General features: G+C 66.8%; 27 protein-coding genes and 1 pseudogene. 16 read left to right on the top strand and 12 right to left on the bottom strand.

Going from position 1 to position 26,966, the window contains the following annotated elements:
- Both A5650_RS21175 and A5650_RS21170 read right to left on the bottom strand, forming a co-directional pair.
- Window positions 1–359, bottom strand: a 359-nt coding sequence (locus A5650_RS21175) for an AMP-binding protein (RefSeq protein WP_156744238.1), incomplete at its 3' end; no start/stop codon positions are given.
- Between the two features lie 380 nt (window positions 360–739).
- A complete protein-coding gene (locus tag A5650_RS21170; RefSeq protein ID WP_067296255.1) occupies window positions 740–1,714 on the bottom strand; it encodes a 4-(cytidine 5'-diphospho)-2-C-methyl-D-erythritol kinase in 975 nt (324 codons plus the stop codon).
- Between the two features lie 80 nt (window positions 1,715–1,794).
- Here A5650_RS21170 and A5650_RS21165 point away from each other — a divergent pair, with 80 nt between their 5' ends.
- The gene (locus A5650_RS21165; RefSeq protein WP_067296252.1) at window positions 1,795–2,586 is read left to right on the top strand and encodes a serine/threonine-protein kinase; all 792 of its coding nucleotides are present in this window, start codon (window positions 1,795–1,797) and stop codon (window positions 2,584–2,586) included.
- A gap of 18 nt (window positions 2,587–2,604) precedes the next feature.
- On the opposite strand, the gene rsmA is transcribed toward A5650_RS21165, so the two are convergent.
- The 3 genes from rsmA to A5650_RS21150 all read right to left on the bottom strand — a co-directional run bounded on the left by rsmA (window position 2,605) and on the right by A5650_RS21150 (window position 5,573).
- Entirely contained in the window at window positions 2,605–3,510 is a 906-nt protein-coding gene (gene rsmA / locus A5650_RS21160; RefSeq protein WP_067296248.1) for a 16S rRNA (adenine(1518)-N(6)/adenine(1519)-N(6))-dimethyltransferase RsmA, read from the bottom strand.
- The gene (locus A5650_RS21155) at window positions 3,507–4,634 is read right to left on the bottom strand and encodes a resuscitation-promoting factor (RefSeq protein WP_156744236.1); all 1,128 of its coding nucleotides are present in this window, start codon (window positions 4,632–4,634) and stop codon (window positions 3,507–3,509) included. Before A5650_RS21155 ends, rsmA begins: the two co-directional genes overlap by 4 nt.
- Window positions 4,635–4,724: 90 nt before the next feature.
- On the bottom strand, window positions 4,725–5,573 hold the full coding sequence (locus A5650_RS21150; protein ID WP_067296285.1) for a TatD family hydrolase: 849 nt from the start codon (window positions 5,571–5,573) through the stop codon (window positions 4,725–4,727).
- A gap of 24 nt (window positions 5,574–5,597) precedes the next feature.
- On the opposite strand from A5650_RS21150, the gene metG reads away from it, so the two are divergent.
- From metG to A5650_RS21110, 8 genes are all read left to right on the top strand, one after another.
- On the top strand, window positions 5,598–7,145 hold the full coding sequence (metG, locus tag A5650_RS21145) for a methionine--tRNA ligase (RefSeq protein ID WP_067296243.1): 1,548 nt from the start codon (window positions 5,598–5,600) through the stop codon (window positions 7,143–7,145).
- 8 nt (window positions 7,146–7,153) lie between these two features.
- Entirely contained in the window at window positions 7,154–8,503 is a 1,350-nt protein-coding gene (gene gdhA, locus A5650_RS21140) for an NADP-specific glutamate dehydrogenase (protein ID WP_067296239.1), read from the top strand.
- Between the two features lie 61 nt (window positions 8,504–8,564).
- Entirely contained in the window at window positions 8,565–9,770 is a 1,206-nt protein-coding gene (locus A5650_RS21135; RefSeq protein ID WP_067296236.1) for an NAD(P)/FAD-dependent oxidoreductase, read from the top strand.
- Window positions 9,767–10,672, top strand: coding sequence for an RNA polymerase sigma-70 factor (locus A5650_RS21130; RefSeq protein WP_067296233.1), 906 nt, complete (start codon window positions 9,767–9,769; stop codon window positions 10,670–10,672). Before A5650_RS21135 ends, A5650_RS21130 begins: the two co-directional genes overlap by 4 nt.
- Window positions 10,673–10,799: 127 nt before the next feature.
- On the top strand, window positions 10,800–11,975 hold the full coding sequence (locus tag A5650_RS21125; RefSeq protein WP_067296230.1) for an NAD(P)/FAD-dependent oxidoreductase: 1,176 nt from the start codon (window positions 10,800–10,802) through the stop codon (window positions 11,973–11,975).
- Window positions 11,972–12,874, top strand: coding sequence for an RNA polymerase sigma-70 factor (locus A5650_RS21120; protein WP_067296227.1), 903 nt, complete (start codon window positions 11,972–11,974; stop codon window positions 12,872–12,874). The genes A5650_RS21125 and A5650_RS21120 overlap by 4 nt, the downstream gene beginning before the upstream one ends.
- Window positions 12,875–12,886: 12 nt before the next feature.
- Window positions 12,887–14,122 carry an aminodeoxychorismate synthase component I gene (locus A5650_RS21115; protein WP_067296224.1) on the top strand — a complete coding sequence of 412 codons (1,236 nt, stop codon included), beginning with the start codon at window positions 12,887–12,889 and terminating at the stop codon, window positions 14,120–14,122.
- Between the two features lie 14 nt (window positions 14,123–14,136).
- Complete coding sequence (locus tag A5650_RS21110; RefSeq protein WP_067296221.1) at window positions 14,137–14,493, top strand: DUF1330 domain-containing protein; 357 nt, start codon at window positions 14,137–14,139, stop codon at window positions 14,491–14,493.
- Between the two features lie 15 nt (window positions 14,494–14,508).
- Here the strand turns inward: A5650_RS21110 and rsmI are convergent, their stop codons facing one another.
- Window positions 14,509–15,345 carry a 16S rRNA (cytidine(1402)-2'-O)-methyltransferase gene (gene rsmI / locus A5650_RS21105; protein WP_067296218.1) on the bottom strand — a complete coding sequence of 279 codons (837 nt, stop codon included), beginning with the start codon at window positions 15,343–15,345 and terminating at the stop codon, window positions 14,509–14,511.
- Between the two features lie 116 nt (window positions 15,346–15,461).
- On the opposite strand from rsmI, the gene A5650_RS21100 reads away from it, so the two are divergent.
- Both A5650_RS21100 and A5650_RS21095 read left to right on the top strand, forming a co-directional pair.
- Window positions 15,462–16,910 carry a dolichyl-phosphate-mannose--protein mannosyltransferase gene (locus A5650_RS21100; protein WP_231992705.1) on the top strand — a complete coding sequence of 483 codons (1,449 nt, stop codon included), beginning with the start codon at window positions 15,462–15,464 and terminating at the stop codon, window positions 16,908–16,910.
- A gap of 137 nt (window positions 16,911–17,047) precedes the next feature.
- Window positions 17,048–17,911 (top strand): type IV toxin-antitoxin system AbiEi family antitoxin, encoded by an 864-nt coding sequence (locus A5650_RS21095; protein ID WP_067296208.1) that lies wholly within the window; start codon window positions 17,048–17,050, stop codon window positions 17,909–17,911.
- Window positions 17,912–17,965: 54 nt separating this feature from the next.
- Here the strand turns inward: A5650_RS21095 and arcA are convergent, their stop codons facing one another.
- Complete coding sequence (gene arcA, locus A5650_RS21090; protein WP_197501941.1) at window positions 17,966–19,177, bottom strand: arginine deiminase; 1,212 nt, start codon at window positions 19,175–19,177, stop codon at window positions 17,966–17,968.
- Between the two features lie 37 nt (window positions 19,178–19,214).
- Here arcA and soxR point away from each other — a divergent pair, with 37 nt between their 5' ends.
- Both soxR and A5650_RS21080 read left to right on the top strand, forming a co-directional pair.
- Window positions 19,215–19,649, top strand: coding sequence for a redox-sensitive transcriptional activator SoxR (gene soxR / locus A5650_RS21085; protein ID WP_067296201.1), 435 nt, complete (start codon window positions 19,215–19,217; stop codon window positions 19,647–19,649).
- Between the two features lie 33 nt (window positions 19,650–19,682).
- Complete coding sequence (locus A5650_RS21080; protein WP_067296198.1) at window positions 19,683–20,279, top strand: alpha-ketoglutarate-dependent dioxygenase AlkB; 597 nt, start codon at window positions 19,683–19,685, stop codon at window positions 20,277–20,279.
- On the opposite strand, the gene A5650_RS21075 is transcribed toward A5650_RS21080, so the two are convergent.
- Window positions 20,276–20,938: a DUF5642 family protein gene (locus tag A5650_RS21075; RefSeq protein WP_067296190.1), complete on the bottom strand. Its 663-nt coding sequence runs from the start codon at window positions 20,936–20,938 to the stop codon at window positions 20,276–20,278. The genes A5650_RS21080 and A5650_RS21075 overlap by 4 nt on opposite strands.
- Window positions 20,939–20,967: 29 nt before the next feature.
- Window positions 20,968–21,657, bottom strand: a complete 690-nt coding sequence (locus A5650_RS21070; protein ID WP_082950871.1) for a DUF5642 family protein — start codon at window positions 21,655–21,657, stop codon at window positions 20,968–20,970.
- A gap of 42 nt (window positions 21,658–21,699) precedes the next feature.
- On the opposite strand from A5650_RS21070, the gene A5650_RS21065 reads away from it, so the two are divergent.
- On the top strand, window positions 21,700–21,993 hold the full coding sequence (locus tag A5650_RS21065) for a hypothetical protein (protein WP_353615193.1): 294 nt from the start codon (window positions 21,700–21,702) through the stop codon (window positions 21,991–21,993).
- Between the two features lie 6 nt (window positions 21,994–21,999).
- Here A5650_RS21065 and A5650_RS21060 read toward each other — a convergent pair whose 3' ends face one another.
- Window positions 22,000–23,736: a PE-PPE domain-containing protein gene (locus A5650_RS21060; RefSeq protein WP_067296183.1), complete on the bottom strand. Its 1,737-nt coding sequence runs from the start codon at window positions 23,734–23,736 to the stop codon at window positions 22,000–22,002.
- Window positions 23,737–23,975: 239 nt separating this feature from the next.
- Between A5650_RS21060 and lpqN the strand changes: the two genes are divergently transcribed.
- On the top strand, window positions 23,976–24,668 hold the full coding sequence (gene lpqN / locus A5650_RS21055) for an envelope biogenesis lipoprotein LpqN (RefSeq protein WP_067296180.1): 693 nt from the start codon (window positions 23,976–23,978) through the stop codon (window positions 24,666–24,668).
- A gap of 1 nt (window position 24,669) precedes the next feature.
- On the opposite strand, the gene A5650_RS21050 is transcribed toward lpqN, so the two are convergent.
- Both A5650_RS21050 and pat read right to left on the bottom strand, forming a co-directional pair.
- Window positions 24,670–25,488, bottom strand: coding sequence for a shikimate 5-dehydrogenase (locus A5650_RS21050; protein ID WP_197501936.1), 819 nt, complete (start codon window positions 25,486–25,488; stop codon window positions 24,670–24,672).
- Window positions 25,488–26,486 carry an acetyltransferase Pat gene (pat, locus tag A5650_RS21045; RefSeq protein ID WP_067296177.1) on the bottom strand — a complete coding sequence of 333 codons (999 nt, stop codon included), beginning with the start codon at window positions 26,484–26,486 and terminating at the stop codon, window positions 25,488–25,490. The genes A5650_RS21050 and pat overlap by 1 nt, the downstream gene beginning before the upstream one ends.
- A gap of 358 nt (window positions 26,487–26,844) precedes the next feature.
- On the opposite strand from pat, the pseudogene A5650_RS27710 reads away from it, so the two are divergent.
- Window positions 26,845–26,949: pseudogene (locus tag A5650_RS27710) on the top strand (superoxide dismutase); the annotation flags it as partial.
- Window positions 26,950–26,966 lie beyond the last annotated feature (17 nt).

The raw sequence follows: 26,966 nt of genomic DNA, 5'->3' as shown, positions 1-26,966 counted from the left end.
ACCAGAAACGGCTCGGAGACGATCACGGCCTTGGCCTCGATCATCCGCACGACGTTCATGGTGTCCGCGGCCCACACGGCGAGGTCGGTACGCGGGGTGGGCTGGTGCAGCATGGTCAGGCTGGCGCCGCGCATCCACAGACCCTGCGCGGTCGGTGCGATCTCGACCGGGAAGCCGGCCAGCACGCCGATGGCGTCGCCCAGGCCGATGCCGGCCTTCCTCAGGCCACCAGCAATGCAGCGCGCCCGCTCGTGCACCTCGCCCCAGGTGTGCCGGACCGGTTCGTGCGGTTCACCGGTGACCATGCCCGTCGTCACGGTGTGGGCGTTGCGGTACATCTTCTCGGTGAATCGGCTCACGACGACCTCCTCGGTTTCTGGAGCCGCTGCGCCGGCGACATCAGCCCCAGCGCAAATGCCCACGTCATATGCTCCGCCTGATCGGAGGCGCTTTCGCGTAGGCGCGCGCACGATTTGGGAGCGGTTGAGTCTCGAAATGGTGATGCACCAGAACCTGCGCCGTATCCGACGAGACGCCCACCGAAGTCACCGGCGGGAAAGATCATCGCGCCTGATGCTTGACAGCTAATCTTCACCATCGCTCATCTTAAGCAACTCTTAAGTAGCCGCCAAACTCTCGCGATTATTGAGGTCTGGCTCACACTCCGTCACACCCGCCGAGCACCCGGTTGGGTACGCCTGATCTCGGCGTTCGTGTGCACAACCGAACGCTCGAGCGACTACACCGAGGTGGACGGCGTCGGCACCACCCGGGCTCCCTGGACGGGGCCGCTGGCGACCCGCACGGTGCGGCACACGCCCGCGCCTGCCAGCTGCGCGCCCACATCGACGGCCTGACCGGCCGATGCGCACAGGAAAGCGCACGTCGGGCCGGATCCGGACACGATGCCGGCCAGCGCCCCGGCCTCGGTGCCGGCCCGCAGCGTGCGGCGCAAGCCCGGGTCGAGGCTCAGCGCGGCGGGTTGCAGGTCGTTGCCGAGCAGCGGGGCGAGTTGCGCGGCATCGCCGGACGCCAGTGCCGCCAGCACCGGCTCGGGATCGTCGAGACGCGGCGGGGCCTCGCGGTCCGGTCCCGCCGACTCGCGCAGGCGGTCGATCTCCGTGAACACCGCGGGTGTCGAAAGCCCACCGTCGGCGAACGCCAGCACCCAGTGGAAGGTGGTGCGGGCCAGAACCGTCGCCAGCTCCTCGCCGCGGCCCGTGCCGAGCGCCGTCCCCCCGTGCAGCGCGAACGGCACGTCGCTGCCGAGCCGGGCCGCCAGCGTGTGGAGGTCGCGGCGCGGCACTCCCAACTCCCACAGCGTGTTCATCGCCACCAGCACAGCGGCCGCGTCGGCGCTGCCGCCCGCCATCCCGCCGGCGACGGGGATGGATTTGTCGATCGTTATCGCCACGTCCGGGGCGCGGCCCACGTGCTCGGCCATCAGCTCGGCCGCCTGCCACGCCAGGTTGCGTTCGGCGGCGGGCAGCGATTCGGCGCCTTCACCGGACATCTCCAGCGACAGCATGTCCGCGTTGCGTACGGTGACCTCGTCGAGCAGCGACACGGCGTGGAACACGGTGGTGAGTTCGTGATAGCCGTCGCCGCGGCGGTCACCGACTTCAAGATAGAGGTTTACCTTGCCGGGCACCCGCACGGTGACCGATCCGGTGGGGACCCACTCGGAGGCGGTGTTCCCGTTCCAACCTGGCACGTCACGACACTATCGGAGGGACAGAGCGGCGGGCAGCCGTCTCAGAAGGTGCACGTTGCCGCCGGCATTAGTCTGAACTCGTGCTGTCCGTCGGCGACCGGTTCGACGATTACGTGGTCGACGAGGTCCTCGGCCGAGGCGGATCCGCCACGGTCTACCGGGTGCACGACGCCGAAAACCCGGCGCGGGTTATCGCGTTCAAGGTGCTCGACGAACACGCGCGCGACCGTGCCCACGTGGCCCGCCTGCGGCGGGAGTTCGAGTTCGCCCACCGACTCGACCACCCGCACATCGTGACCGTGTACGAACGGGGGGCGGGGTGGCTGACGATGGAGTTCGTCGCCGGTGGCGGGGCGCAGCGCCTGCGGACACTGCCCGAACGTCTCGCCGCCCTCGGCCAGATAGCCGACGCCCTCGACTACATCCACAACCGCGCGATCGTGCACTGCGATGTCAAACCCGCGAACATCCTGATCGAGCCCGACGGCTCGCGCGCAGTGCTCATCGACTTCGGGGTGGCCGTCGAGCTGACCGACGACTTCTGTCGTCGCCCGACGGAGGTGGAGGCCTCGCTGGCGTACTCGGCCCCGGAACTGATCGCCGGGCGGGCGCCGTCGGAGGCCACCGACGAATACGCGCTGGCGTGCACGGCGGTCGAGCTGATCACCGGATCGCCGCCTTATCGGGAAGACTCCCGCGTGGGTCTGGTCGAGGCGCACCTGCATCACCCGCCGCCGCGGTTCTCACGGGAAACCGACTGGCTGCCACGCGCTTTCGACTCGATCATGGCCAAGGCGTTGGCGAAGACGCCCGCGGACCGGTATCAGTCGTGCCGCGAGTTCATCGCGTTGATCGTCCGCGCGTTGCAATAGACCCCGTGGCGCGAAACGTCAGCGGACGGTGATCGAGCCCTTGGATCTCGACGTCGGCTCGTCGACCTCTCCGGACCGCTGCAGCAGCCGGACGAAATCGGCGATCGAGAGAGTCTCACCGCGACGCGACGGGTCGATGCTGGCTGCGAGCAGCCTGCGCGCCGACTCGTTGCCCGAACCCGCCCACTCGGCGAACGCGTTGCGCGCCGTCTTGCGCCGCTGGGCGAACGCGATGTCGATCAGCGCGAACACCTGCTCGCGGAAGGACTCGTCGGTGGGCCACGGCGACGTCTCGTAGCGCTCGATGCCGACCAGGCCCGAGTACACCCGCGGAATCGGCCAGAACACCGTCGGCGACACCATTCCGTACCGGCGGACCTTGCCAAAGAAGCGCACCTTGGCGCTGGGCACGCCGTAGTCCTTGCCGCCGGGTTCGGCCGCGAGCCGCTCGGCGACCTCGGCCTGCACCATCACCATCACAGTGCGGATAGAGGGGAACTCTGCCATCAGATGCAGCAGCGCAGGAACCGCGATGTTGTACGGCAGGTTGGCGACCAGGGCCGTCGGCTCCTCGTCGAGCTCGTCGCGACGCAACCCCAGGATGTCGCGGTTGAGCACGGTGAGCCGGTTGATCTCGCTGTGCGAGTGCTCGGCGATCGTGGTCGGTAGTTGCTGGGCCAATACGGGATCGATTTCGACGGCGGTCACCCGCGCGCCGCGATCGAGCACCGCCAGTGTCAGCGAGCCCAGACCGGGCCCGACCTCGAGCACGTGGTCGTGTTTGTGCACACCGGACGACGAGACGATCCGGCGTACGGTGTTGGCGTCATGGACAAAGTTCTGGCCGAACGATTTGCGTGGCCGGAAGTCGATTGCCTTCGCCAATTGTCGTATCTCGGTCCGCCCGAGTAGTCGAATGGTCAGCGCGCACCAATCCTCCCGCTACAAGTCGGCCACGCGCCCCACCCTTGTCGCGCCCGAGTGACTTCAGCAATCGCTATCTGTTCTTCTCGTGTCGCCAAATCGGCTCTCGCAGCATACCGCAGACCACCGTTGCGCTCCCACGTGTTTTGGTCGAATTGAACGCCACCGTAAAAACCGTTACCGGTGTTGATCGCCCAATTACCACCGGCTTCACACCGGGCAAGGGCGTCCCACGTAGAGCCGTTGGAGATCGGCGGCACCTCGGTGCCGGGTTTGGTGCCCACCCGCACGACGCCTTCACGGGCGGGGGCCACAACGACATTGGCTACTGGCAATCTTCCTGTCTCGATGCCATTGAGTTTGGCCACCGCAAAGATCACGTCCTGCGTGCCCGGCATCCCCGGGTCCTCGACGACCTCGCGGCTCTGGTTCAGCGTCGGATCCTCGATTCGCTTGAGACCTGGCGGCAGGGGCACGCGCTCGGCGATCTTGTCGATCCGATTGCGCGTCACATCGACCTGCATACCGTCGTTGACGGGGGCCGACGGCGCGGGAACCACGGTGTCGCGCTGCTCGAGCGGAGCGCCCGCCGCGGCGAGCAAGCCGGCGACGTCGGGGGCGGCCAACGTGACCGTGCGCGTGGCTCCGCCGTCGTTGATGTGCACCGTCTTGGCGCTGACGACCGGCAGCGACATTCCTGCCAGCGGAACCCGACTACCGCGCGACGCGGCGGCGGGCGCCTTGTCGGTCATCTGCAGCTGGCTGAGAGCCTCGTCGACCGTGGACGCGGTCGTCCACACCTGCCTGCTGTCCTGGCCGTCCAGCGACAGCTGCAGCGGCCGGCTGCGGCGCAACACGATCGTCTCGGACTGGTGGACCTGCTGATCAGCGGCCGGGAAGAGGTCGTCGCGCTCACCGACGTCGAACCCGTTCTCCTCGACCACGTCAATCACCCGCGACTTCATGGTCGCCACCGTCGTTGAGGAGCCGTCGACGGTCAGCGTGACGGTCTTGTGCGCAGCTACCGCGTAGCCGCCTGCGAAGGTGAGCGCGAGCAACGTCGCACCGACCAGCAGACGAAGTAACGGTGAACGCGCCTCGTGGAGTTTTATGAAAGTGTTCAAAACGTCGTATATCCCCGACTATCGGACGGAGCGCCACGTCCTCGTAGCACTTCGCTTTCGGTCACAGCACGGTAACGGAGAGGCCACGGGTCAGCAACTCGGAAGGCCGTAGGCGTGCTCGGCGGTGGTCGTCGTTTCCTGTGCGACCAGCTCAGCCGGCTTCCCGATGATTTCCGCCAACGCTCGCACAGTGTACGGAAGGCAGTAGGGCTCGTTGGGGGCACCGCGGTACGGGTGGGGTGTGAGGAACGGCGCGTCGGTCTCGACGAGCATTTGCCCGCGCGGGATGAGCGCCGCGGCTTCCTGCAGCGCTTTTGCGTTCTTGAAGCTGACGGTGCCCGACAAACTCAACAACCAGCCGTGGTCTGTGCACCGACGTGCCATCTCCGGACCCGAGGAAAAGCAGTGAAAGATCACGGTGTCGGGAGCGCCTTCGGCTTCCAGCACGTCGAGAACCTGGTCGTCGGCATCCCGGTTGTGAATCATCAGCGGCTTGTTGGTCCGCTTGGCGAGGTCGATGTGCCAGGCGAAGGCGTCTCGCTGAACGGTGGGTTCCGCGCAGCCCTCGAGCTTGCCGGGCCAATACAGGTCCAGGCCGGTCTCGCCGATCGCGACGACCCGTGGATGGCTCGCGAGGCGCTCGATGACGGACTTGGCCTCGTCGGTCAGCGCGTCGGCACGCGTCGGGTGCAGGGCGACGGCGGCGTAGACCCGCTCGTCAGCGTCGGCGGCCTCGGTGACCCAACGGGCGGAGTCCAGGTCGTCGGCGATGGTGACGACGGCCCGCACACCCACCGCCGCGGCGCGGTCGACGATCGCGGTCACGCTTGCCGCATCGGACGCGCCGCACGCATCGAGATGAGTGTGGGCATCGATCAGCGGGCTCAGCGGGGCCGGGGCGGGGGGCTGCTCCCTTCTGCCTGGACGCTTCGCGCTCACCGCCACACCATAAGCTGAGTTCAAATGAGCGAGCCCTTCTACATCACCACCGCGATCGCCTATCCGAACGGCGATCCGCACGTCGGACACGCCTACGAGTACATCGCCACCGACGCGATCGCCCGGTTCAAACGGCTGGACGGGTTCGATGTCCGGTATCTGACCGGCACCGATGTGCACGGCCTGAAGATGGCCGAGGCGGCGAAGGCGCTCGGTGTTCCCACGGCCGACCTGGCGCGGCAGAACTCCGACGTGTTCCAGCGCCTGCAGGAGAAGCTGAACATCTCCTTCGACCGGTTCATCCGCACCTCCGATGCCGACCACTACGAGGCGTCCAAGGAGATCTGGCGCAGGATGAACGACGGCGGCGACATCTACCTGGACGCATACAAGGGCTGGTATTCGGTTCGCGACGAACGGTTCTTCACCGACGCCGAGACCACCGTCGGCGCCGACGGCGTTCGGGTGGCGATCGAAACCGGCGCGCCGGTGACGTGGACCGAGGAGCAGACGTATTTCTTCCGACTGTCTGCCTACACAGATCGGCTGCTGGAGCTCTACCGGACGCATCCGGACTTCATCGAGCCCGAGGTACGGCGCAACGAGATCGTCAGCTTCGTCTCCGGCGGCCTGAAGGACCTGTCGATCTCGCGCACCACGTTCGACTGGGGTGTTCCGGTGCCCGGCCATCCGGATCACGTCATGTACGTGTGGGTGGATGCGCTGACGAATTACCTGACCGGCGTGGGCTTTCCGGATACGTCATCGGAAGCCTTCCGGCGGTTCTGGCCGGCCGATCTGCACATGATCGGCAAGGACATCATCCGGTTCCACACGGTCTACTGGCCGGCGTTCCTCATGTCGGCGGGAATCGAGTTGCCGCGCAGGGTTTTTGCGCACGGGTTCGTGCTCAACCGCGGCGAGAAGATGAGCAAGTCCGTCGGCAACATCGTCGATCCGGTGGACCTCGTCGACACGTTCGGGCTCGACCAGGTTCGCTACTTCTTCCTTCGCGAGGTGCCGTTCGGCCAGGACGGCAGCTACAGCGAGGAGGCGATCATCGGCCGCATCAACGCCGATCTGGCCAACGAGCTGGGTAACCTGGCGCAGCGCTCGCTGTCGATGGTGGCCAAGAACCTCGACGGGATCGTCCCGGAGCCAGGTGATTTCACCGACGACGACACGGCGTTGCTCGAATTGGCCGACGCCTTGCTGGAGCGGGTGCGCGGTCATTACGACGCGATCGCCATGCACCTGGCGCTGGAGGCGATCTGGTCGGTACTCGGGTCGGCGAACAGGTACTTCTCCGCCCAGGAGCCGTGGGTGCTGCGCAAGTCGGAGTCGGCCGACGACCAGCGGCGGTTCGGCACGGTGCTGTACACGACGCTCGAGGTCGTGCGGATCGCGGCGCTGCTGACCCAGCCCGTGATGCCGGAGTCGTCGGCCAAGCTGCTCGACCTGCTCGGGCAGCCCCCCGACGACCGAACGTTCGCCGCTGTCAGCACCCGGCTGAAGCCGGGCACCGCCCTACCGGCGCCGACCGGTGTGTTCCCCCGCTACCAGGCTGAGTGATACGAAAAGTGAACGGACTACACGAGAAACTGCACGACCTCTACGAGGAGGTCGCCCGGCGCAACGCAGGCGAGACCGAGTTCCACCAATCCGTGTACGAGGTGCTCACCAGCCTCGGTCCGGTGGTCGAGAAGCACCCGGAGTACGTCGACTCCGAGGTGATTCGGCGGCTGTGCGAGCCCGAACGCCAGATCATCTTCCGGGTGCCCTGGGTCGACGATCGCGGCACCGTCCAGATCAACAGGGGCTTCCGCGTCGAGTTCAACTCCGCACTCGGACCGTTCAAGGGCGGGCTGCGCTTTCATCCGTCGGTGTACCTGGGAATCGTCAAATTCCTGGGCTTCGAACAGATCTTCAAGAACTCACTGACCGGTATGCCGATCGGCGGTGGTAAGGGCGGCGCCGACTTCGATCCCAAGGGCCGCTCCGACGACGAGGTCATGCGGTTCTGTCAGTCGTTCATGACGGAGTTGTACCGCCACCTGGGCGAATACACCGACGTGCCCGCAGGCGACGCGGGCGTCGGCATGCGTGAAATCGGTTATCTCTTCGGTCAATACAAACGGATCACCAACCGCTACGAGTCCGGCACCCTCACGGGCAAGGGTCTGACCTGGGGCGGTTCACAGGTCCGCACCGAAGCCACGGGGTACGGGACGGTCTTTTTCGTCAACGAGATCCTCCGGGCCAACAACGACACCTTCGAGGGCAAGCGCGCGGTGGTGTCCGGGTCGGGCAACGTGGCGATCTACGCGATCGAGAAGATCCAGGAACTCGGCGGCACCGTGGTGGCCTGTTCGGATTCCAGTGGCTATGTCGTCGACGAGAAGGGCATCGACCTCGACATCCTCAAGGACATCAAGGAAGTGCGTCGTGGCCGGATCGCCGAGTATGCCGGGATACGCGGCGGCACAGCCGAGTTCGTCGCCGACCGCAACGTGTGGAACGTGCCGTGTGAGATCGCGCTGCCGTGCGCCACGCAGAACGAGATCAACGGCGACGAGGCGCGGGCGCTGATCGAGAACGGCTGCCGCATCGTGGCCGAGGGGGCGAACATGCCGTGTTCCCCCAGCGCGGTCAAACATTTCGCGACCGCGGGTGTGACGTTCGCGCCGGGTAAGGCCGCCAACGCGGGGGGCGTCGCCACCAGCGCCTTGGAGATGCAGCAGAACGCGTCGCGCGATTCGTGGACGTTCGCCGAAACCGAACAGCGCCTCGAGCAGATCATGCGGCGCATCCACAACCGCTGCCTGGTCACCGCCGACGAGTACGGCCAACCGGGCAACTACGTGGCGGGCGCGAACATCGCGGGGTTCATCCGGGTTGCCGACGCAATGCTGGCACTGGGCCTGGTCTGAACGCCGACGTGACGCGCGTCACAATCTGTCACGCCCCGGCGCCGGCCGGTGTCTAGAGGGCATGACTGGATTCACCGCACGCACACACAAGGTTCATCTCACCCGCGTCGTCGTCATCGGCGGCGGTTACTCCGGGATATTGGCGGCCAACCACCTTCGCGTACACGCCGACGTCGACGTCACGCTGGTCAACCCCAGGCCCAAGTTCGTCGAGCGGATCCGGCTGCACCAGATGGTCGCCGCCGGTTATGACGCCGGGGTCGACTACGGCACGCTGCTCGGCGATGGCATCCGGCTCGTGGTCGACACCGGGGTCCGCATCGATCCCGCGGCACGCACCGTCCGTCTGGCGTCCGGTCGCGAGGTCGATTACGACTACGTCATCTATGCTGTCGGCAGCACCGGCACGGTTCCGACCACCGTCCCGGGTGCGGCCGAATTCGCCTATCCCATTGCCGAACTCGAGCAGGCACAGCGGCTGCGCACGACACTGGAACAGCTGCATCTCGCGGCTCCCGTCACGGTTGTCGGCGCCGGCCTGACGGGGATCGAGACCGCCGCGGAACTCGCCGAGCAGGGCCGCAACGTAACGCTGGTCTGCGGCGGGCGCCTCGGGCCGTCGCTGTCCGAACCCGCTCGACGCTCCACCGCCAAGGCACTGGCCAAGCTCGGCGTGACGATCATGGAGGACGACGTGGTCGCCGAGGTACGCGCCGATGCGGTCGTCTTCGCCGACGGTGCAGTGCGCCCGACCGCGCTGACCATCTGGACCGCCGGGTTCGGCGTGCCGGACCTCGCGACCGCGAGCGGTCTGAGCACCGACGACATCGGTCGCCTCATCACCGACGAGACGCTGACCAGCGTGGACGACGAGCGTATCGTCGCCGTCGGTGACTGTGCGGCCCCGTCGAACGAACCGCTGCGGATGTGTTGCGCCACAGCGACGCAGCTCGCCCCGCAGGGGGCAAACACCGTGCTGAGCCGCATCGCCGGCACCGCCCCCGCCGAGTTCGAGTATGCGTACGCCGGGTCGTGCATCAGCCTGGGTCGGCATGCCGCGACGGTGCAGTTCACCCGCAAGGACGACACCCCGGTGAACGTCTACTTCGCGGGACGCGCGGTCGCCACGTTTAAGGAGGCGGTCTGCAAGGGCACGCTGTGGGCGATGCGGCGCTCGGCCCGCAAGCCGGATTGGACGTTCTGGCTCAAGGGCGGCCCGCGGTCCCGCCAGGCGGCGCTGCCGCCGAAGGTGGTCAACCGGACGTGACCACCACGACGGGCGACCATGCCGAGCGGTTCACGGTGCTGCGGCCGCTGTTGTTCACGATCGCCTACGAGATCCTGGGCAGCGCAACAGAGTCCGACGATGTGCTGCAGGACAGCTATCTGCGGTGGGCCGAGGTCGACCTCGACACGGTCCGCGACACGAAGTCCTACCTGGCGCAGCTGGTGACCCGCGAGGCCCTGAACGCGTTGCGCACCAGGTCACGGCGACGCGAGGAGTACATCGGCCCGTGGCTCCCGGAACCGCTACTGCTCGAGTCGCGTGACGCATCGTCCGATGTCGTGCTCGCCGAGTCGGTTTCGATGGCGATGCTGGTGCTGCTCGAGACGCTGACGCCCGACGAGCGCGCGGTGTTCGTGCTGCGCGAGGTGTTCGGCTTCGACTACGACGAGATCGCCGACGCCGTCGGCAAGTCGGCGGCCGCAGTGCGCCAGATGGCGCACCGTGCTCGCGAACACGTTCACGCGCGGCGTAACCGTTTCGGCCCGGTGGACGAACGGCGCACCAAGCAGATCACCGAGCAGTTCCTGGCCGCGGCGTCCACGGGTGACATGGAGGGGCTGATGTCGCTGCTGTCCCCCGGTGTCACCTGGACCGCGGACCACGGCGGGAAGGCCACCGCCATCCGCAGGCCGGTGGTCGGTGCGCGTCGAGTGGCAGCGCTCATGGCACGGCTGTTTGAGGTCGCCAAGGAGACGCCCGCGATGCGCTTCGAAACGGCGATCTACAACAGCGCGCCCGCCGTCGTGATCTACACCGGCGAGCACTTGGAAGGCCTCTTCGTCTTCGAGGTGCTCGACGACAAGATCACCAACCTGTACGCCATGCGCAACCCGGACAAGCTCGCGGGCATCGCGATCCCCCGCAGCATCAGCCGCGGGTGACCTCTGCCACATTCGGGCTTGAGATGTCACACTGCCCTGATGCCCGGTGTCTCGAGGTCAGACCGGCTCTGAGCCGAACCGCCACCCCCGGCGGCCACGGCAAGCCGGATGACCCGAGGAGTTCGACATGACCGAAATGACCAACAACGTCGTTGTGATCGGTGGCGGCTACGCCGGGGTGATGGCCGCGAACAGGCTCGCCCCGCACGCCCGCGTGACATTGGTGAATCCGCGCGCCGAATTCGTCGAACGGATCCGCCTGCACCAACTGGTCGTGGGCAACGACGACGCCGTCGCCGACTACGCAGCCGTGCTGTCACCCGACGTGCGGCTCGTGGTCGACGGGGCTTCGCGGATCGACGCGGCCGCCCGCACCGTCACGCTGACGTCCGGCACACCACTGCCGTACGACTACCTGGTGTATGCCGTCGGCAGCACGGGTGAGGTCCCGGCCGCGGTGCCGGGCGCCGCCGAGTTCGCCTATCCGCTCAGTGAATTGGAGCAGGCGAAACGGCTGACCGCGCGGATGGCGGATGTGCCGACCTCGGCGCCTGTGGTGGTCGTCGGCGGCGGGTTGACCGGCATCGAGACCGCGACCGAACTGGCCGAAGCCGGGCGCCCCGTCACGTTGGTGACCGACGTGCTCGGGCCGTCACTGGCGGCCAGTGGTCGCCGGTCGATCGCCAAGCGGCTGGCCAAGCTGGGGGTCGACGTGATCGAAGGCAGCGCTGTCGCGCAGGTCCGGGCCGACCGGGTGGTGGTGGCCGACGGCCGCGAGGTGCCGAGCGCGGTGACGGTGTGGACGGCCGGATTCGGCGTACCCGGATTGGCCGCCGCCAGCGGCCTGGCCACCGACGCACTCGGCCGGCTGCTCACCGACGAGACGCTCACCAGCGTCGATGATGTCCGCATCGTCGGTGCCGGCGACGCGGCGTCGCCGTCGAATCAGCCGTGGCGGATGAGCTGCCAGGCCGCCCTCCCGCTGGGCGCCCAGGCCGCGAATACGGTGCTGTCGCGCCTGGCCGGCGAGGATCCGGCCGCGGTGAACCATGCGATGGCCGGGCAGTGCATCAGCCTGGGACGCAAGGCGGGCATATTCCAGTTCGCCGACGTCGACGACACGCCGCGGCGCTGGTACATCGGTGGTCGCACCGGTGCGCTGATCAAAGAGCAGGTGTGCCGCTACACGCTGAAGTGGATCCGGGGTGAAGCCGACAAGCCGGGCTCCTACACCTGGAAGACGAACCCGCGCCGCCAGCAGGTGGTGGCGACGGGGCATGGGACAGAGCCGGCGATCCGATGAGCGGCACGGGTGACGAACACGCCGACCGGTTCACGGTGCTGCGTCCGCTGCTGTTCACGATCGCCTACGAGATCCTGGGCAGCGCAACCGAAGCCGACGACGTGTTGCAGGAGAGCTACCTGCGCTGGGCGAAGGTGGACCTGACGAGGGTGCACGACACCAAGGCCTACCTCGCCCAGCTCGTCACCCGCCAGTCACTCAACGCGTTGAGGGCGCAGTCCCGGAGGCGCGAGGAGTACGTCGGCCCGTGGCTGCCCGAACCGCTGCTGCTCGACACGCGCGACGCATCGTCTGATGTCGTTCTGGCGGAGTCGGTTTCGATGGCGATGCTCGTGGTGCTGGAGACCCTGAGCCCGGACGAGCGCGCGGTGTTCGTGCTGCGCGAGGTGTTCGGTTTCAGCCACGACGAGATCGCCGACGCCGTCGGCAAGTCGGCGGCCGCAGTGCGCCAGATGGCGCACCGGGCGCGCGAACACGTGCAGTCGCGGCGGAAGCGGTTCGAGCCCGTCGATCCGAAGGTGTCGATGGAGATCACGCAGCGGTTCTTCGCGGCGGCGGCCACCGGCGACGTCGACGCGCTGCTCGAGATGTTGACCGACGACGTCCAGTGGACCGCGGACTCCGACGGCAAGGTCAGCGCGGCCCGGCGGCCGGTCGTCGGCGCCGAGAAGGTCGCCAGGGTCCTGGTCGGGCTGGTGCGGGTCGCGGGCGAGGCCGGTCGCGTCGAACCGGCGATGTACAACAACGCGCCCGCCCTCAAGCTCTACCTGGGCGACCGTTTCGAGGGGCTGATCACCATCGAGATCACCGAGGACCGGATCTCGCACTTCTATGTGATGCGCAACCCGGACAAGCTGGCCGGGGTGGACATCCCGCGGGAAGTCACGCGCAACATCTGACAAGCTGGGTCGGTGCGGATCAATCTCCTCGGCGACCTCGGCAGCGCCCCAGCGGTTCTGCGTGCCGTCGGATACGCCGCGGCCGAACGTGGGCTGGCGCCGCCGGCCGCCCTGATCGGCGAATGGTTCGGCTCGGGTGCGGTCATCGCGCCTTCTGTCGAGGTCGTGCCGGTCGAGTCCTCGCGAGTGTTCGACGTCCCTGTGGGTTCGGGGCCGGGGGATGCGGTGGGAGGCGGCTGGTTCGGCTATCTGTCGTACCCGGACGCCGCCGCCGACGGGTCGGGACCGCGGATACCGGAGGCCGCGGGCGGCTGGTCCGACTGTGTGCTGCGCCAGGACGGCGATGGGCGGTGGTGGTTCGAAAGCCTTTCCGACGCAACGATTCCGGAGTGGGTGGCCGAGGCGCTGCGAGTGCCGGTCGAGCCGCGGCCGTTCCACGTCGAGTGGGGTGACGCCGACCGCGATGTGCACCGGCGGGGGATGTTGGAGTGCATGGAGGCGATCGCTGCCGGGGAGGTCTACCAGGCGTGTGTGTGCACGCAGTTCCGCGGCAGGCTCGACGGATCATCGCTCGACTTCTTCGCCGACGCGGTGCATCAGACCGCGCCGGCGCGCGCCGCGTACGTGGCCGGGAGCTGGGGGGCGGTGGCGTCGTTGTCGCCGGAACTGTTCCTGCGCAGGCGAGGTGAGGACATCGCGTCGAGTCCGATCAAGGGGACGCTGCCGCGCTCGGCGGATCCGGCCGCGCTCCGCTGTTCAGTCAAAGACGTGGCGGAGAACATCATGATCGTCGACCTCGTGCGCAACGACCTGGGACGTGTGGCCGACGTCGGTTCGGTCACGGTCCCGGAGTTATTGGTTGTGCGACCGGCGCCCGGCGTGTGGCACCTCGTGTCGACGGTGGCTGCCCAGGTGAGGGTCGATGTGCCGATGTCGGAGGTGCTCGACGCGGCGTTCCCGCCGGCGTCGGTGACGGGAACGCCGAAGGTGCGGGCGCGTCAACTGCTCGCGGAATGGGAGCCGCTGCGACGAGGAGTGTATTGCGGGACAGTCGGTTTCGCATCACCGGCAGCCGGGTGCGAGCTGAACGTGGCCATCCGGACCGTTGAATTCGACGCTTCGGGCGGTGCTGTCCTCGGCGTCGGGGGCGGTATCACGGCCGACTCCGACCCGGATCGTGAGTGGGAGGAGTGCCTGCACAAGGCGGCACCGATCATGCAATCCCTGACGGCCGGCGCTCAGCTGTGATAGTCAGGGCGGCTATGGACCTTCCTGCCCTGACGACTTTCGCCCCGGACGCGCCGATCCTCATGGTGAACCTCCTGAAGTTCAAGGAGCCCGGCGGACTGGAGAGCTATCTCGAGTACGGCGCCGGCGTCGCTCCCCTGCTCGAGAAGGCGGGCGCCACCGTGCGCTACGGCGGCGAACTCCCCGCATATGTCATCGGCGACGAGGCCAAGCCGTGGTGGGACGTGATCCTCGTGGTCGAGTATCCGACGCCCGCGGCGTTTCTGGAGATGGTGAGCAGCGAGGAGTATGCGAAGGTGCACGTGCACCGCGAGGAGGCGTTGGAGCGGGCCGAGTTGATCGCGACGGCACGCTGGTCGATCACCGGCTGACCTTTGCGGCTGGGACTACTGCCGAGACCGCAGAACCGCGTCGTAGAGCTCGCGCCGTGACGGTGAGCCCGGGTTCGCCGCAACGACGTCGGCGCACGCGTCTTTGACCCGCGCGCCGTCGTCGACGAGCTTGTGGACCGCCGCGATCAGGGTGTCGAGGTCCGCCTTCGGCACCGCGCCCGCCAGCACGACGGTGATCTCGCCGAGCACCCCGTCGGCGGCCCACTCGGCGAGTTCGGCCAGCCGACCACGGACGATCTCCTCGTGCGTCTTGGTCAGCTCCCGGCACACCACCGCGCGGCGGTCGGCGCCGAGCACGTCGACTGCGTCGGCGAGCGTGCCCGCGAGGCGGCGGGGTGACTCGAAGAACACGCAGGTCCGCTGCTCGGCGGCCAGCGTCGCCAGCCACGCCTTGCGGGCGGCCTGCTTGCGCGGCGCGAATCCCTCGAAGCAGAACCTCTCGGCCGGTAGTCCCGAGACCGCCAGCGCCGTCGTCACCGCGGACGGGCCGGGCAGACACGTGACCGGGAGTTCCGCTTCGATACATGCCGTCACCAGGCGGTAGCCGGGGTCGCTGATCAGCGGCATGCCGGCGTCGCTGACCAGCAGAACCGTCGCGCCTGCGCGGATGTCGTCGAGCAGGCCCGCCACCCGCGACGCCTCGTTCTGGTCATAGAGGCTGACCACCCTCGCGGCCGTCCTGATCTCGAGGTTCTGGGCCAGCGTGCGCACTCGGCGGGTGTCCTCGGCGGCGATGACGTCGGCGGCCTTCAGCGCGGCGACCAGGCGCGCAGAGGCGTCCGAGGGTTGGCCCAGCGGCGTGGCGCCGATGAGCAGTCGGCCGAGGCTCATCCGGACAGCCTACGATCGCACTCGTGACCGCCCCCGCCACCAAAGCGCCGCGCGCGGTCCCGGTCATCAGCCCCGCGCCGCAAGTGCCCGCCGCGGACTTCGGGCCCGTCGACCGGATGCAGGGCTGGGTGATGACCGCCGTCATCGCCGCACTGGCCGCGGTGACGCGGTTCCTCAACCTCGGCTCGCCGACCGACGCCGGGACGCCGATCTTCGACGAGAAGCATTACGCGCCGCAGGCCTGGCAGATGCTGCACAACCACGGCGTCGAGGACAACCCGGGCTACGGCCTGGTGGTCCATCCGCCTGTGGGCAAGCAGTTGATCGCGATCGGCGAGGCGCTGTTCGGCTACACCGGGCTCGGGTGGCGGTTCACCGGCGCCGTGTGCGGGGTGATCGTCGTGGTGCTGGTTGCGCGGATCACGCGCCGCATCAGCCGTTCGACTGTGGTGGGCGGTATCGCCGGCCTGCTGGTCACCGCCGACGGGGTGAGCTTTGTTGCGTCACGCACCGCGCTGCTCGACGGGTTCCTGGTGACGTTCGTGGTGGCGGCGTTCGGCTGTCTGATCGTCGATCGCGACCAGGTACGCGAGCGCATGCACCTCGCGCTGCTGGACGGCCGCATCGGCGAGACGTTGTGGGGCCCCAGACTCGGGGTCCGGTGGTGGCGGTTCGGCGCGGGCGTGCTGCTCGGATTGGCTTGCGCGACAAAGTGGTCGGGCGTCTACTTCATCGCCTTCTTTGGCGTGATGACGATGGTGTTCGACATCCTGGCTCGACGGCAGTACCGCGTGCCGCGGCCGTGGCTCGGCGCGTTCCGGCGCGACCTTGGACCGTCGTTGTACGCGCTGGTGCTCATTCCGTTCGGTGTGTACCTGGCGTCGTACGCACCATGGTTCGCCTCCGAGACGGCCGTCAATCGCCACGAGGTCGGTCAGTCGATCGGCCCGGACAGCGTGTTGCCGGTCCCCGACGCGTTGCGTTCGCTGTGGCATTACACCTACGCCGCGTATAGGTTTCACTCCGGGCTGACCAACGCCGATGGTAACCATCACCCGTGGGAATCGAAGCCGTGGATGTGGCCGATGTCGCTACGGCCGGTGCTCTACGCGATCGACAATCAGGATGTGCCCGGGTGTGGCGCGCAGTCGTGCGTCAAGGCCGTGATGTTGGTCGGCACACCCGCGATGTGGTTCCTCGCGGTGCCGATTCTGGGGTGGGCGATCTGGCGTGCATTCATCAAGCGCGACTGGCGTTATGGCGTCGCATTGGTGGGCTACGGCGCGGGCTTCCTGCCGTGGTTCGCCGACATCGACCGCCAGATGTACTTCTTCTATGCGGCGACGATGGCACCGTTCATGGTGATGATGATCGCGTTGATACTCGGCGACATCCTGCACAAGCCGAACCAGAACGCCGAGCGCCGAACGCTAGGGCTGATCGCGGTGAGCTGTTATATCGCGTTGGTGCTGACCAACTTCGCGTGGATGTACCCGATCCTGACCGGCATCCCGATATCGCAGACCACGTGGAACATGCAGATCTGGTTGCCGTCCTGGCGCTGAGAGTTGCGGCTCTCGGACACCCACTACTTTTCGCGAAACTCACACCAGGGTCGCAGTCGACGAGTTATCCACAGCCCTGGTGTAGATCTCGCGAATCGTGGGTCGACTTGTCAGTGCGCGCACCCAGCATCCGACTCATGGAACGAGCATTTCTCGGCGCCGAACTACTTGAGCGCGGCCTCACTCGCAGCCAACTACGCTGGCGCTACAGGTCGGTTCACCCACGGGTATACGTGCCACGCGCCGCCTTGCCATCGCTTGAGCTCGCGGCGCACGCGGCTTGGCTTTGGACCGATCGGCGCGGCATCGTCGCCGGGCGAGCGGCAGCTTCACTTCATGGAGCCAAATGGGTCTCTCCCGAAACGCCGATCGAATTGATCGCCCCGCGCGAGCGGCTCAGATCAGGTGTGGTCGTTCGGAATGAACGGATCGATTGGGATGAGATCTGCACGATCGGCGAACTCGCAGTCACCACGCCGGCTCGCACCGCGCTGGACCTGGCGCGACACCTCAACCGCGACTCAGCCCTAAGGCACCTCGACGCATTAGCGGCGGCGACCGGCGTGACGGTGGACGACGTAGCGCCGCTCCTGGAGAGGTATCGCGGTTGGCGGGGCATGAAGCGCGCTCGCATCGCACTGCGCCTGATGGACGGCGGCGCTGAGTCGCCGAAGGAGACGTGGCTGCGCCTCCTCGTCCTGGACGCAGGGTATCCACGCCCTCGCACCCAGATTCGGGTTCACGACGGCGCCACCGAGGCTTTTCTCGACATGGGTTGGGACGAGCCCATGATCGCGTTGGACTACGACGGTGATCAGCATCAGACCGACCGATCTCGATTCGTTCATGACATCGGACGCAACGCGATGGTCGAGAGTCAGGGTTGGCTCGACATCCATGTGGTCAAAGAACACAGCCGCGGCTTCACGCTGCACCGGCTACGGGAAGCCGCTGAGCGTCGCGGATGGTCTCCTCTCGCGAGGCGTACACCTGGGTCGTAATAGGTGGCCAGCTGACGGCCCTGGTGTACGTCTCGCGAAACGCGCAAGAGACGGCTACAGCGGGTCGCGGCCGGCCGGACACGACATACACCGCGGACCACCGCGGCCGGTACCCAGTTCGGACGCCTGGATCGGCAGCACCTCGATGCCCGCGTCCGTCAGCCGCGCATTGGTTTCGACGTTGCGCTCGTAGGCGACCACCACACCCGGCGCGAGCGCGAGCGTGTTGTTGCCGTCGTCCCACTGCTCGCGTTCGGCGGTCACCGGATCCAACCCCGTCGCGATGACGCGCAGCCGGTCGATGCCCATCGCCGTCGCTGCGGCCTCGACGAACGGCAGATCATCGTCGATCCGCACTCCGCCGTTACCGTCACGATGAATCGTGAACGCGGACAACGAGTCCACGACAGGCGGGTACATCACCACCGCGTCGACGTCGACCATCGTGCACACGGTGTCGAGATGCATCTGTGCTCGCGACTGCTCGATCGGCACCGCGAGCACGGTATGGGCTAGATCGTCGTCGAACAGGCTGCGCGCCAACGCCTCCGCACCCGCGGGCGTCGTCCGCTCCCCCACACCGACCGCCACAACCCCCGGCGCGAGCAGCAACACGTCGCCGCCTTCGACGGGTGCGGACCGCGACTCGTACGCTCGCCGAACGCCGAGGAATCGAGGGTGATGCGCGTAAATCACGTCCGTCAACGAAGTTTCACGCACCCGCGCCGGCAGCGCCAGCGACGTGATCGCAACCCTCGGGCCGATCCAGAACGACGAGTCGCGCGTGAACAGCAGGTTCGGCAACGGGTCGATGACGAAGTCGCCACCGTGATGCATGCGTCGCACCAACGACAAGTCCGCCCCCGAGAGCGGCAACTCGTTGAACGTCATACCCGCCATCAGCACATGGGCCAACGGCGCCGGCGCCAGCGAGCGCAGGTACGCCGAAAGTTCCTGCGCCAGCGGCAGACCCAGTCTCCGCGGATCGACCGCCGCCGCGATTCCGTGCATCCGGGCCGCGCCGCTGTGCGACAACGCCTCGGTCAGCAGATCCGCGAGCAGCATCACCTCGACTCCGCGCTCGACCAGCAGCGCGGCGAACGCGTCGTGCTCGTCCTGCGCCCTGGCCACCCAGGGCAGGCCATCGAACAGCAGCGCGTCGTTGTTGCGGGGCGTCAACCTCTGCAACTCGGCCCCGGGCCGGTGCAGGATGACCGCATTCAGCCGGCCCACCTCGGAGTCGCAGCCCAATGTCACATTTAGCACCGTAACCCGCAGAGGCACCTCAACTATGGTTGATGTTATGGAGTTGATTCACGAGCTGACTCCCGGCGAGATGTCCGCCCGCAGCGGTGTTGCCGTCTCGGCGCTGCATTTCTACGAGCGCGAAGGGCTCATTCAAAGCAGACGCACCACCGGAAACCAGCGTCGCTACGCGCGGGAGACCTTGCGCCGCGTCGCATTCATCCGGATGTCGCAACGGCTCGGAATCCCGCTGTCCCGCATCCGCGAAGCGCTGGCCACGCTGCCCAATGACAGGGTTCCGACGAGTAAGGACTGGGCGCGACTGTCCGCGGGCTGGCGCCAAGATCTCGACGATCGCATCCTGCACCTGCAGCGCCTGCGCGACAACCTGACCGGCTGCATCGGCTGCGGCTGCCTGAGCCTGAAGACATGCGCGCTGACCAACCCCGGTGACGTCCTCGCCGACCAAGGGCCCGGCGCGGTGCGGCTCTGACATATCGAACGCTTGTGCGATAGGATCGCGGACATGGAGCCGGCTCTTCAGAGCTCGCTGTTCGAGCACGCCGAACGCCGCCATCTCGGCAACGGGGCCTGGATCGACTTTCGGTCCGGGTGGCTCGACGATGCCGACGAGCTCTTCGCCGAACTCTCCGAGGTCATCCCGTGGCGTGCGGAGCGCCGGCCGATGTACGACCGCGTCGTCGACGTCCCCCGCCTGGTCAGCTTCCACAACCTGGTCGACGACCCGCCGCCCCATCCTCGCCTCAAGCAACTTCGCCGTCGGCTAAACGACGCCTACGCGGGTGAACTCGGTGAGCCGTTCACCACGGCCGGGCTGTGCCTGTACCGCGACGGTAACGACAGCGTCGCCTGGCATGGGGACACCATCGGCCGCAGCAGCACCGAGGACACCATGGTCGCGATCATCGGGCTCGGCGCCACCCGGACATTCGCGCTGCGGCCGCGCGGTGGCGGTAAGTCGTTACGCCTACAGCACGCCCACGGCGATCTCCTCGTGATGGGCGGCTCGTGCCAACGCACGTGGGAGCACGCCATTCCGAAGACGGCGCGGCCCGTCGGCGCACGGATCAGCATCCAGTTCCGTCCGCACGACGTGCGTTAAGCCTTGACCGCGTTGACCGCTTCCACCAGGAGGTCACGGGCGCGCTGGGTGTCGACCTTCGCGACGGGCTTGTCGGGGAGCACCAGCGGGTTGGCCGTCACGATCACCAGGAAGGGCCCGAAGCTGGCGAGGTAGTTGTACAACTCGCCCGTACGCGGCTTGCCGTCCACCGACGTCTGCACCACTCGGTGCGTGCCCAACGTCTGCGCCCCATCGATCTGGGGCGCCTCGACGACCTCGACCAGCCCGCGCATCGCGCCGCCCGCGAACCCGACCTTGCGACAGTTCTCGGCAGGCGCGTTGACCGACGCGGCCTCGGATGTCTCGACGGCGATCGTGATGAATCGGTTGCCCTCGCCCTCGGCCGTCGTCGCGGCCATGTTGCCCTTGGCACCCTCGGGCAGCATCTGCTGATCGGCGAACGACGCGCAGCCGGGGGGCTCGAACTTCATCCCCTGGGGCAGCTGCTGCCTGCCGAGCAGTCGCGGGTCGATGCCGGTAGGCCCGACATCGGTGACCTTGAAGCCGGGTCCGAAGCTGGCCCGCACATCCTTCACGCGCGCGATGTCGGCCGTGGACAGATCGTCGCCCGACGCGCCGGTCGCGCAGCCGCTGAGCACTGTTGTGCACGCGAGCGCGACCACGACCCTCATCGACATCGCCGCACAATGTACCGGGAGACGAGCACTCAGCCCCGTAACGCGGACACCGTTTCGGTCATGAGGTTGGCGGCGAAATCCGAGTCGAGTTGCGGGTTCGGCGAGCCGGGATCGGTGACGACGGCGACGAAGGCGACGTGGTCGCCGAGGTAGGCGGTGACGGTGTCGGCGTGCGCGCGGGTTTCTGTGCCGCCCTCGACGACGGTGCTGCTCGACGTGGCCATCGCGACGGTCGAAGCGTCCTCGAGCGCCGGAGCGGATTCGAGGGTGACGCTTCCCGTGGTGCGTCCGCTTTCGACCGTCCACTGGCCGCAGTCGTCGAGCACCGCTTGGTCGACGTCGCCGGGCGCGCTCGCGACCACGGCGTAGACAATGCCGCCTGGCCCCGATGCCGTCCAGCCGTCGCTGCTCGACGCATCCGCGGTGGGGTCGGCCAGCGCCGCGCACCCCACGGGGTCGGTGGTCCAGCGCGCGCCGAATCCCCACGCTGTGATTGGGCTGATGGGCCCGACGAGGTCGGAAACCTCGTACCCGTCGGGCAGGAACGTGCGCGCCCTGTCGATCCTGGCGGGGTTGATTTGTGGAGGCTTCTCGGATGTCGACTGGTCGTCCGGCGACGGGCCTGAAGTGTTTCCGCACGCGCTGGTCCAGATCAGCAGCATCGCGGCCGCGACAATGCAACGGTTGGTGGCCTTTCGGCGATCAACAAGTAGTGACATCAACCCTCATGAACGGAGGCTGTCATGCGTGCTCTTTGGAGTGTGGCAGCAACAACAGCGGTCGTGGGCGTCATTCTCGCGCCGACGGGGGTGGCCACCGCGCAACCGGTGAAACCCGGTGACGCACCGAGGACGATCGCGGAACTGGAAGACCAGGGCTATGACGTCGTCATCGATCGGGTCGGCAGCGGTCCGATCAACGAGTGCATCGTCACCAGCGTGCGCAACCCGCAGGAAGTGACTCGAACGTTCGCGGTCGGTAAGGGCGAGGACCGGGAGTACATCACGGTCGTGGTGAGCAGGTCGATCACGGTCTCGCTCAACTGTTCCCGCTGACCGCCGTCACGCAGCGGCACCCTCTGCGCCGGCGCCTCCGCCGGGGTTCGCGCCAGGGTTGGCGCCAGCCGGGTTGTCGTCGGTGCTGCCGGGCTGCGATTCCGTCGGCGAGTCGCCGGTTCCCGATCGGTTCGGCCGAACGCCGGGCGACGGACCCAGCCGGACGGGCGAATCGAACTTGATGGGCCCGCGCAGCTTCGGCAGTTTTGGCAGGGCGGGCTTGACGGAAACCTTTGGCGGCTTAAGCGTGAGCACACCGGTTCCGGCATTTTCCGCGGGCTGGCCATCTGCACGCTCATTGATCGGCACCACGTCGCCAGGATTGGTGGCTTGTCCTTCCTCACCAGAAACCACGGCTTGGCCTTTTTCGCCCAGATTCGCGGCTTCGCCGTCAGCACCGAGTGGCACTGGGTTTGCCGTCACCTCGTTCGGTTCGATTTTCAACGGATCCTGTTTGAGTGGGTCATCCAACAACCCATCCTCACCGATGGACGATCCGTCAGCCTCGATCACGGTTTGGCCATCCTGATTCATGTCCCCCGCGCGCGACCACATCATCGACCTCGCCCCGATGCTTTCCGGCTGTGTCGGGGGCGGCGGTAAGTCGGGGCCGCCGACTCCGAAGGGGCTGGTGGTCGGCTCCGTGCCCAAGGGACGCTTCCCGGAGACCTCTTGGACGGCGTCGTCGATACCGGTCGGGATCGATTTCACGAGATCGATCGCCGTCTTGATCGGGTTTCTGAACGGGAGCAGGCCTACCTTCGTCGCGATACCGGGGTTCACGTCACGCGCATACGCCCCCTCGATCAAGACGCGCAGAGGTGCGTCAAGAGCGGTCAGGATCGGCGACGGTACCAACGCTTCGAATGGCATCAGGATCGGCAGCCGCTTCGTCGGATAGAGGTAGTAGTCGGTGTCACCGTAGGAGCCCTGGTACTTGGCATCGTCAAAGTCGGCGTTCTGCAGGTCGCCGTGAAGGTAGTAGTAGCCAGCGAGAGAGTTGACGATGGCGAGCACATTGGTGAGGCTGGCGGGTGCGTCACCCCCGAGTCCGTCGTACTGCGCCGCGGCGTCGACCGTCGGCATGCACGGACCGTCACCCTTGCAGGAGTCCGTTGGAGTAGCGCCGTAGAAGGTCACCCCAAGGATTGGAATAGTGAGCCCATCGGGTCCTCGCGCCAGGATGCCGCCATTGGGACGCATCGGGTTGGCCAGAAGAAAGAACGAGGTCTCTCCTGGTCGCGGATTGGCGATCAGATTCCGCTTGACCAGGGACGCGACCACAGCGCTCTGGGAGTAGCCGAATATCACCAGATCGTCGGTCGCCGAGGGCGGCCCTACCGGCGGTTTCAATATCGGCTGATAAGGGTTGTATCTGCAGCTCAGGGATCCACGCGCGCACCGCTCCAGGTTCCCCACGCCCTCCGCCACGGAGGCGTCGAATGTCTTACTGCCGAAGACCGGGAAGAATTCCGCCGGGTAGATAACGGCATAGACGCTGTCTCCACCGCCGACACTGTCGATGGGCTCGCCGTCGGTGCCGGTGGGCGCTTGCGAGGCCGGGTTGATGAATCCTTTGACAGCGTTGTTCAAGTACTGGTTGACGTAGAAGGGGTCATCCGGCGGCGTACTGAGCGGATGGTCCGTTCCACCCATGATCAACGCGCTCGCCGCCAACTGCACAGCGGTTGCCGTCGTCCACGCCACAACCAGGGCGACCGCGCCGAGCAGCGCGAGAACCATTGCACCCAGCGAACGCAGTATCGCCCTCATTCGTGCACTCTGCACCCACATCGCGCACCCCTCCTTGCCACCGTATCCCGCGCCCCCGACAGCCGCACACAGCTAAGCATGCTCAAGCGTATTAGCAAAGTACCATCATCGAACTCTCGGCCCAGCAAGTAGCCGTTGTCTATGTTTTTGACTGCGAGGGACGGACACCGCCCGTAGGCTACGGCAAGATCAAACCGCTGGAGGAGCAAATGAGCACGTCTATGAGGGCCGGCGTAATCGCGGTCGCGGCCGTGGCAGTCGGGCTTGGCCTCGCCGGCTGCAACTCGGATACGAAATCCGAGTCCACGACATCCGAGGACACCAGCACGTCTGCAAGCAGTACCTCAGCCGCACCCACCCCTTCGCCCCAGGCACAGGGCGCCCACTACACGATCGTCGACTACATTCGCGAAAACGGAATCCAGGAGACTCCGGTCAAGCGCGGCGACCCGGGTTCGCCCAGCATTGACCTGCCCTTCCCGCCCGGGTGGAGTGATGCCGGTCCCCGCACCCCGGAGTGGGCGTACGGGGCAATAGTTTCCGACGATCCCGCCATGGCCGATGACCCTCCGACCATCATCGCGCTGGTGTCGAAGCTGACCGGTAATGTCGACCCCGCGAAGATCCTCGAGTTCGCCCCCGGCGAGATCCAGAATCTTCCCGGCTACGAAGGTGCGGAGGAAGGCAGCCCGTCCACGCTCTCCGATTTCGAGGCGGTGCAGATCGGCGGCACCTACACCAAAGACGGTGTCCCACGGGCGATCGCCCAGAAAACCGTTGTGATCCCGGGCCAGGACGGCTTGTACGTGCTGCAACTCAACGCCGACGGCCGTGAGAACCAGATGACGGCGCTGATGGACGCGACGGGGGTCATCGACGAACAAACCAAGATCACACCCTGACTCAGGCCCGCGATAGCGCTGACGCGGCCATGACCTGTTCGGCCGTCGGCCGAACCCCGGTGTAACGCTCGAACTGCTCGGCGGCTTGCAGCGCGATCACTTCCGCACCGGTGATCACCGCGATACCTGCGCCGCGCGCGGCCTTGACGAGCGGTGTATCCGACGGCATTGCGACGACGTCGAAGACGGTGTGCGCGTTGGCGATCGCGGCTTCGCCGTACGCCATTCCGTTCGCCTCCGGCCCGCCGGCCATTCCCAGCGGAGTGACATTGATCAGCACATCGGCGGTGCGAGAACCGACATCCTGGGCGTAGTCGTAGCCCAGCCGATCGGCCAAGGGGCGCCCGCTCTCGGTATTCCTTGCCACGACCGTGCCCCTATCGAATCCGAGATCGCGGAAGGCGGCTCCTACCGCACTGGCCATCCCGCCACTGCCGTACACCAGCAACGACTGCGATGGCTGCAAGTCGTGTTCGGCGATAAGTGCCTGCACGGCAAGGTAATCGGTGTTCGAAGCGGTGAGCCGGCCCTCGTCGTTGACGATCGTGTTCACCGCTCGGATGGCTCGGGCCGACTGCTCGACCTCGTCGACCAGCGCCAGCACGTCCTGCTTGAACGGCATCGACACCGAGCAACCGCGGATGCCCAGCGCGCGCACACCGCCGATCGCCGCGGCGAGATCCGTTGTGGTGAAGGCTTTGTAGATGAAGTCGAGCCCGAGCAGGTCGTAGAGGTAGTTGTGAAATCGGGTACCGATATTGCTCGGCCGGCCCGCCAGCGAGATGCACAGCCGGGTGTCCTTCGACAGGGCAACGCGCATCAGCCGACTGCCCGGACGACCTGTGCGGCCATGTCGCGGATCTCTTTGACCAGCTCTGCGGAGAACGGCGGATCGGTCAGCTTCGGTACATCGATGGTGGTGGTGACCACCCCGAGATCGTCGCGCTGCCAATGTGCACCGTGGCGGGTGAGGATGGTGCGCATGGCATAGTTGTCGATGAGCACCCGCGCGGTGAAGCGTTGCACGCCAAGGAATTTCGCTGCAATCGCAAGTGCCCCCATCAAGAATGATCCGATACCCTTGTTCTGGTATGCATCCGCGACGATGAACGCGACCTCGGCGACCGTCGGATCGGCCTCGTCGCGCACCAGGCGCGCGTCGGCGACCACCGGCCCGTCGGGCCCGTCGGTCATCACCCAGACGAAATGGTGTTCGTAGTCCACCTCGAACAGGTACCGCATCAGGGACTTGCTCGGGGTGATCATCGACTGGAACCGCCGGTACAGCGTCTCGCTCGAGAATTGCACCGGGTCTTTGGTGGTCCGTTCGTTGTCGCCGGGTAGCACCGGGCGCAGGCACAGTTCGGTTCCGTCGCGCATCCTGACCGGGACGGGGCTGACGAAAGTGGCGAGGCGCTGCCGGGCGGTGCTCAACAGGCGGTCGAGCATGCCCGGGATCTCGAGCAGCGTCGCGAACGCCTCGCGTCCGCCGACCCAACCGCGCACCGGTTCAGTCGCGATGACCGTCGCGGTTCGGGTCGTGTCACGCAGTAAGGCGATCTCGCCGACAATCATGCCCGCGGCGAGTTTCGCGACGGTGTCGTGCCCGCCGTCTCCCACGTGCGTCACCTCGGCCGCGCCGGATCCGATCAACAAGAAGGACACTGCGAGTTCGTCCTGATGCATGAGGACCTGGCCAGAAGCGGCGTCGAGTGGGGTCAATTGGGCGGCCAGCGGCACGAGATCCTCGGCCCGATAGCCGTCGAAAATTTCCAACGGAGTGAGTTCGTCGGCGCGAACGCCGGTCGGGCCGGCCACGCCATGAGGCTACGGGCTGCTCGTCGCGGCGGGCAAGCGACGTGGCGGCGTGCCCTGATGAGCCAAACGGGCGGCAATCACCCCATTGACCGAACAGCAAATAGTGCGAGGGTTGGCGCGGGTGGCCGTGGCGCTCGCCACCCTCCGGATTACAAGTCGCTACACGATGTGCTGCATCATGTTGACCACGGCCGCCCGCAATCCCAAAATAGCACAACATCTGAACATGCAGACAGATAATTCTCTCGACGCCGACCCACCGAACCACGTTACAGGCGCCGAGGCTTTCCTGGATTCCGGCGCACCGCGGGTGCACAGCGTCGGACCCAACCCTAAGTCGTTTCATGGGTGAGTCACACTGCCTGACCTCGACTACGACTACCGCGCGCTCGAGCCGCATATCTCGGGTCAGATCAACGAGATTCACAGCAGCAAGCATCACGCCACCTACGTCAAAGGCGCGTATTACCTGCAGTACAA

It is taken from the genome of Mycobacterium sp. 1164985.4 (assembly GCF_001668575.1).
Taxonomy (GTDB): domain Bacteria; phylum Actinomycetota; class Actinomycetes; order Mycobacteriales; family Mycobacteriaceae; genus Mycobacterium.
The sequence above is the reverse complement of the archived record's forward strand: the minus strand, read 5'-3'. Positions and strand labels throughout refer to the sequence as shown.

Excerpts from the sequence above, each read along its gene's own strand:
- lpqN (WP_067296180.1), top strand. The coding sequence starts at position 23,976 with ATGAGCACGTCTATGAGGGCCGGCGTAATCGCGGTCGCGGCCGTGGCA.
- A5650_RS21100 (WP_231992705.1), top strand. The coding sequence starts at position 15,462 with ATGCAGGGCTGGGTGATGACCGCCGTCATCGCCGCACTGGCCGCGGTG.
- A5650_RS21050 (WP_197501936.1), bottom strand. The coding sequence starts at position 25,488 with ATGCGCGTTGCCCTGTCGAAGGACACCCGGCTGTGCATCTCGCTGGCG.
- A5650_RS21095 (WP_067296208.1), top strand. The coding sequence starts at position 17,048 with ATGGAACGAGCATTTCTCGGCGCCGAACTACTTGAGCGCGGCCTCACT.
- A5650_RS21080 (WP_067296198.1), top strand. The coding sequence starts at position 19,683 with ATGGAGCCGGCTCTTCAGAGCTCGCTGTTCGAGCACGCCGAACGCCGC.
- A5650_RS21070 (WP_082950871.1), bottom strand. The coding sequence starts at position 21,657 with ATGTCACTACTTGTTGATCGCCGAAAGGCCACCAACCGTTGCATTGTC.
- A5650_RS21110 (WP_067296221.1), top strand. The coding sequence starts at position 14,137 with ATGGACCTTCCTGCCCTGACGACTTTCGCCCCGGACGCGCCGATCCTC.
- A5650_RS21135 (WP_067296236.1), top strand. The coding sequence starts at position 8,565 with ATGACTGGATTCACCGCACGCACACACAAGGTTCATCTCACCCGCGTC.
- A5650_RS21060 (WP_067296183.1), bottom strand. The coding sequence starts at position 23,736 with ATGGTTCTCGCGCTGCTCGGCGCGGTCGCCCTGGTTGTGGCGTGGACG.
- rsmI (WP_067296218.1), bottom strand. The coding sequence starts at position 15,345 with ATGAGCCTCGGCCGACTGCTCATCGGCGCCACGCCGCTGGGCCAACCC.
- A5650_RS21125 (WP_067296230.1), top strand. The coding sequence starts at position 10,800 with ATGACCGAAATGACCAACAACGTCGTTGTGATCGGTGGCGGCTACGCC.
- A5650_RS21120 (WP_067296227.1), top strand. The coding sequence starts at position 11,972 with ATGAGCGGCACGGGTGACGAACACGCCGACCGGTTCACGGTGCTGCGT.
- A5650_RS21075 (WP_067296190.1), bottom strand. The coding sequence starts at position 20,938 with ATGTCGATGAGGGTCGTGGTCGCGCTCGCGTGCACAACAGTGCTCAGC.
- soxR (WP_067296201.1), top strand. The coding sequence starts at position 19,215 with ATGGAGTTGATTCACGAGCTGACTCCCGGCGAGATGTCCGCCCGCAGC.
- metG (WP_067296243.1), top strand. The coding sequence starts at position 5,598 with ATGAGCGAGCCCTTCTACATCACCACCGCGATCGCCTATCCGAACGGC.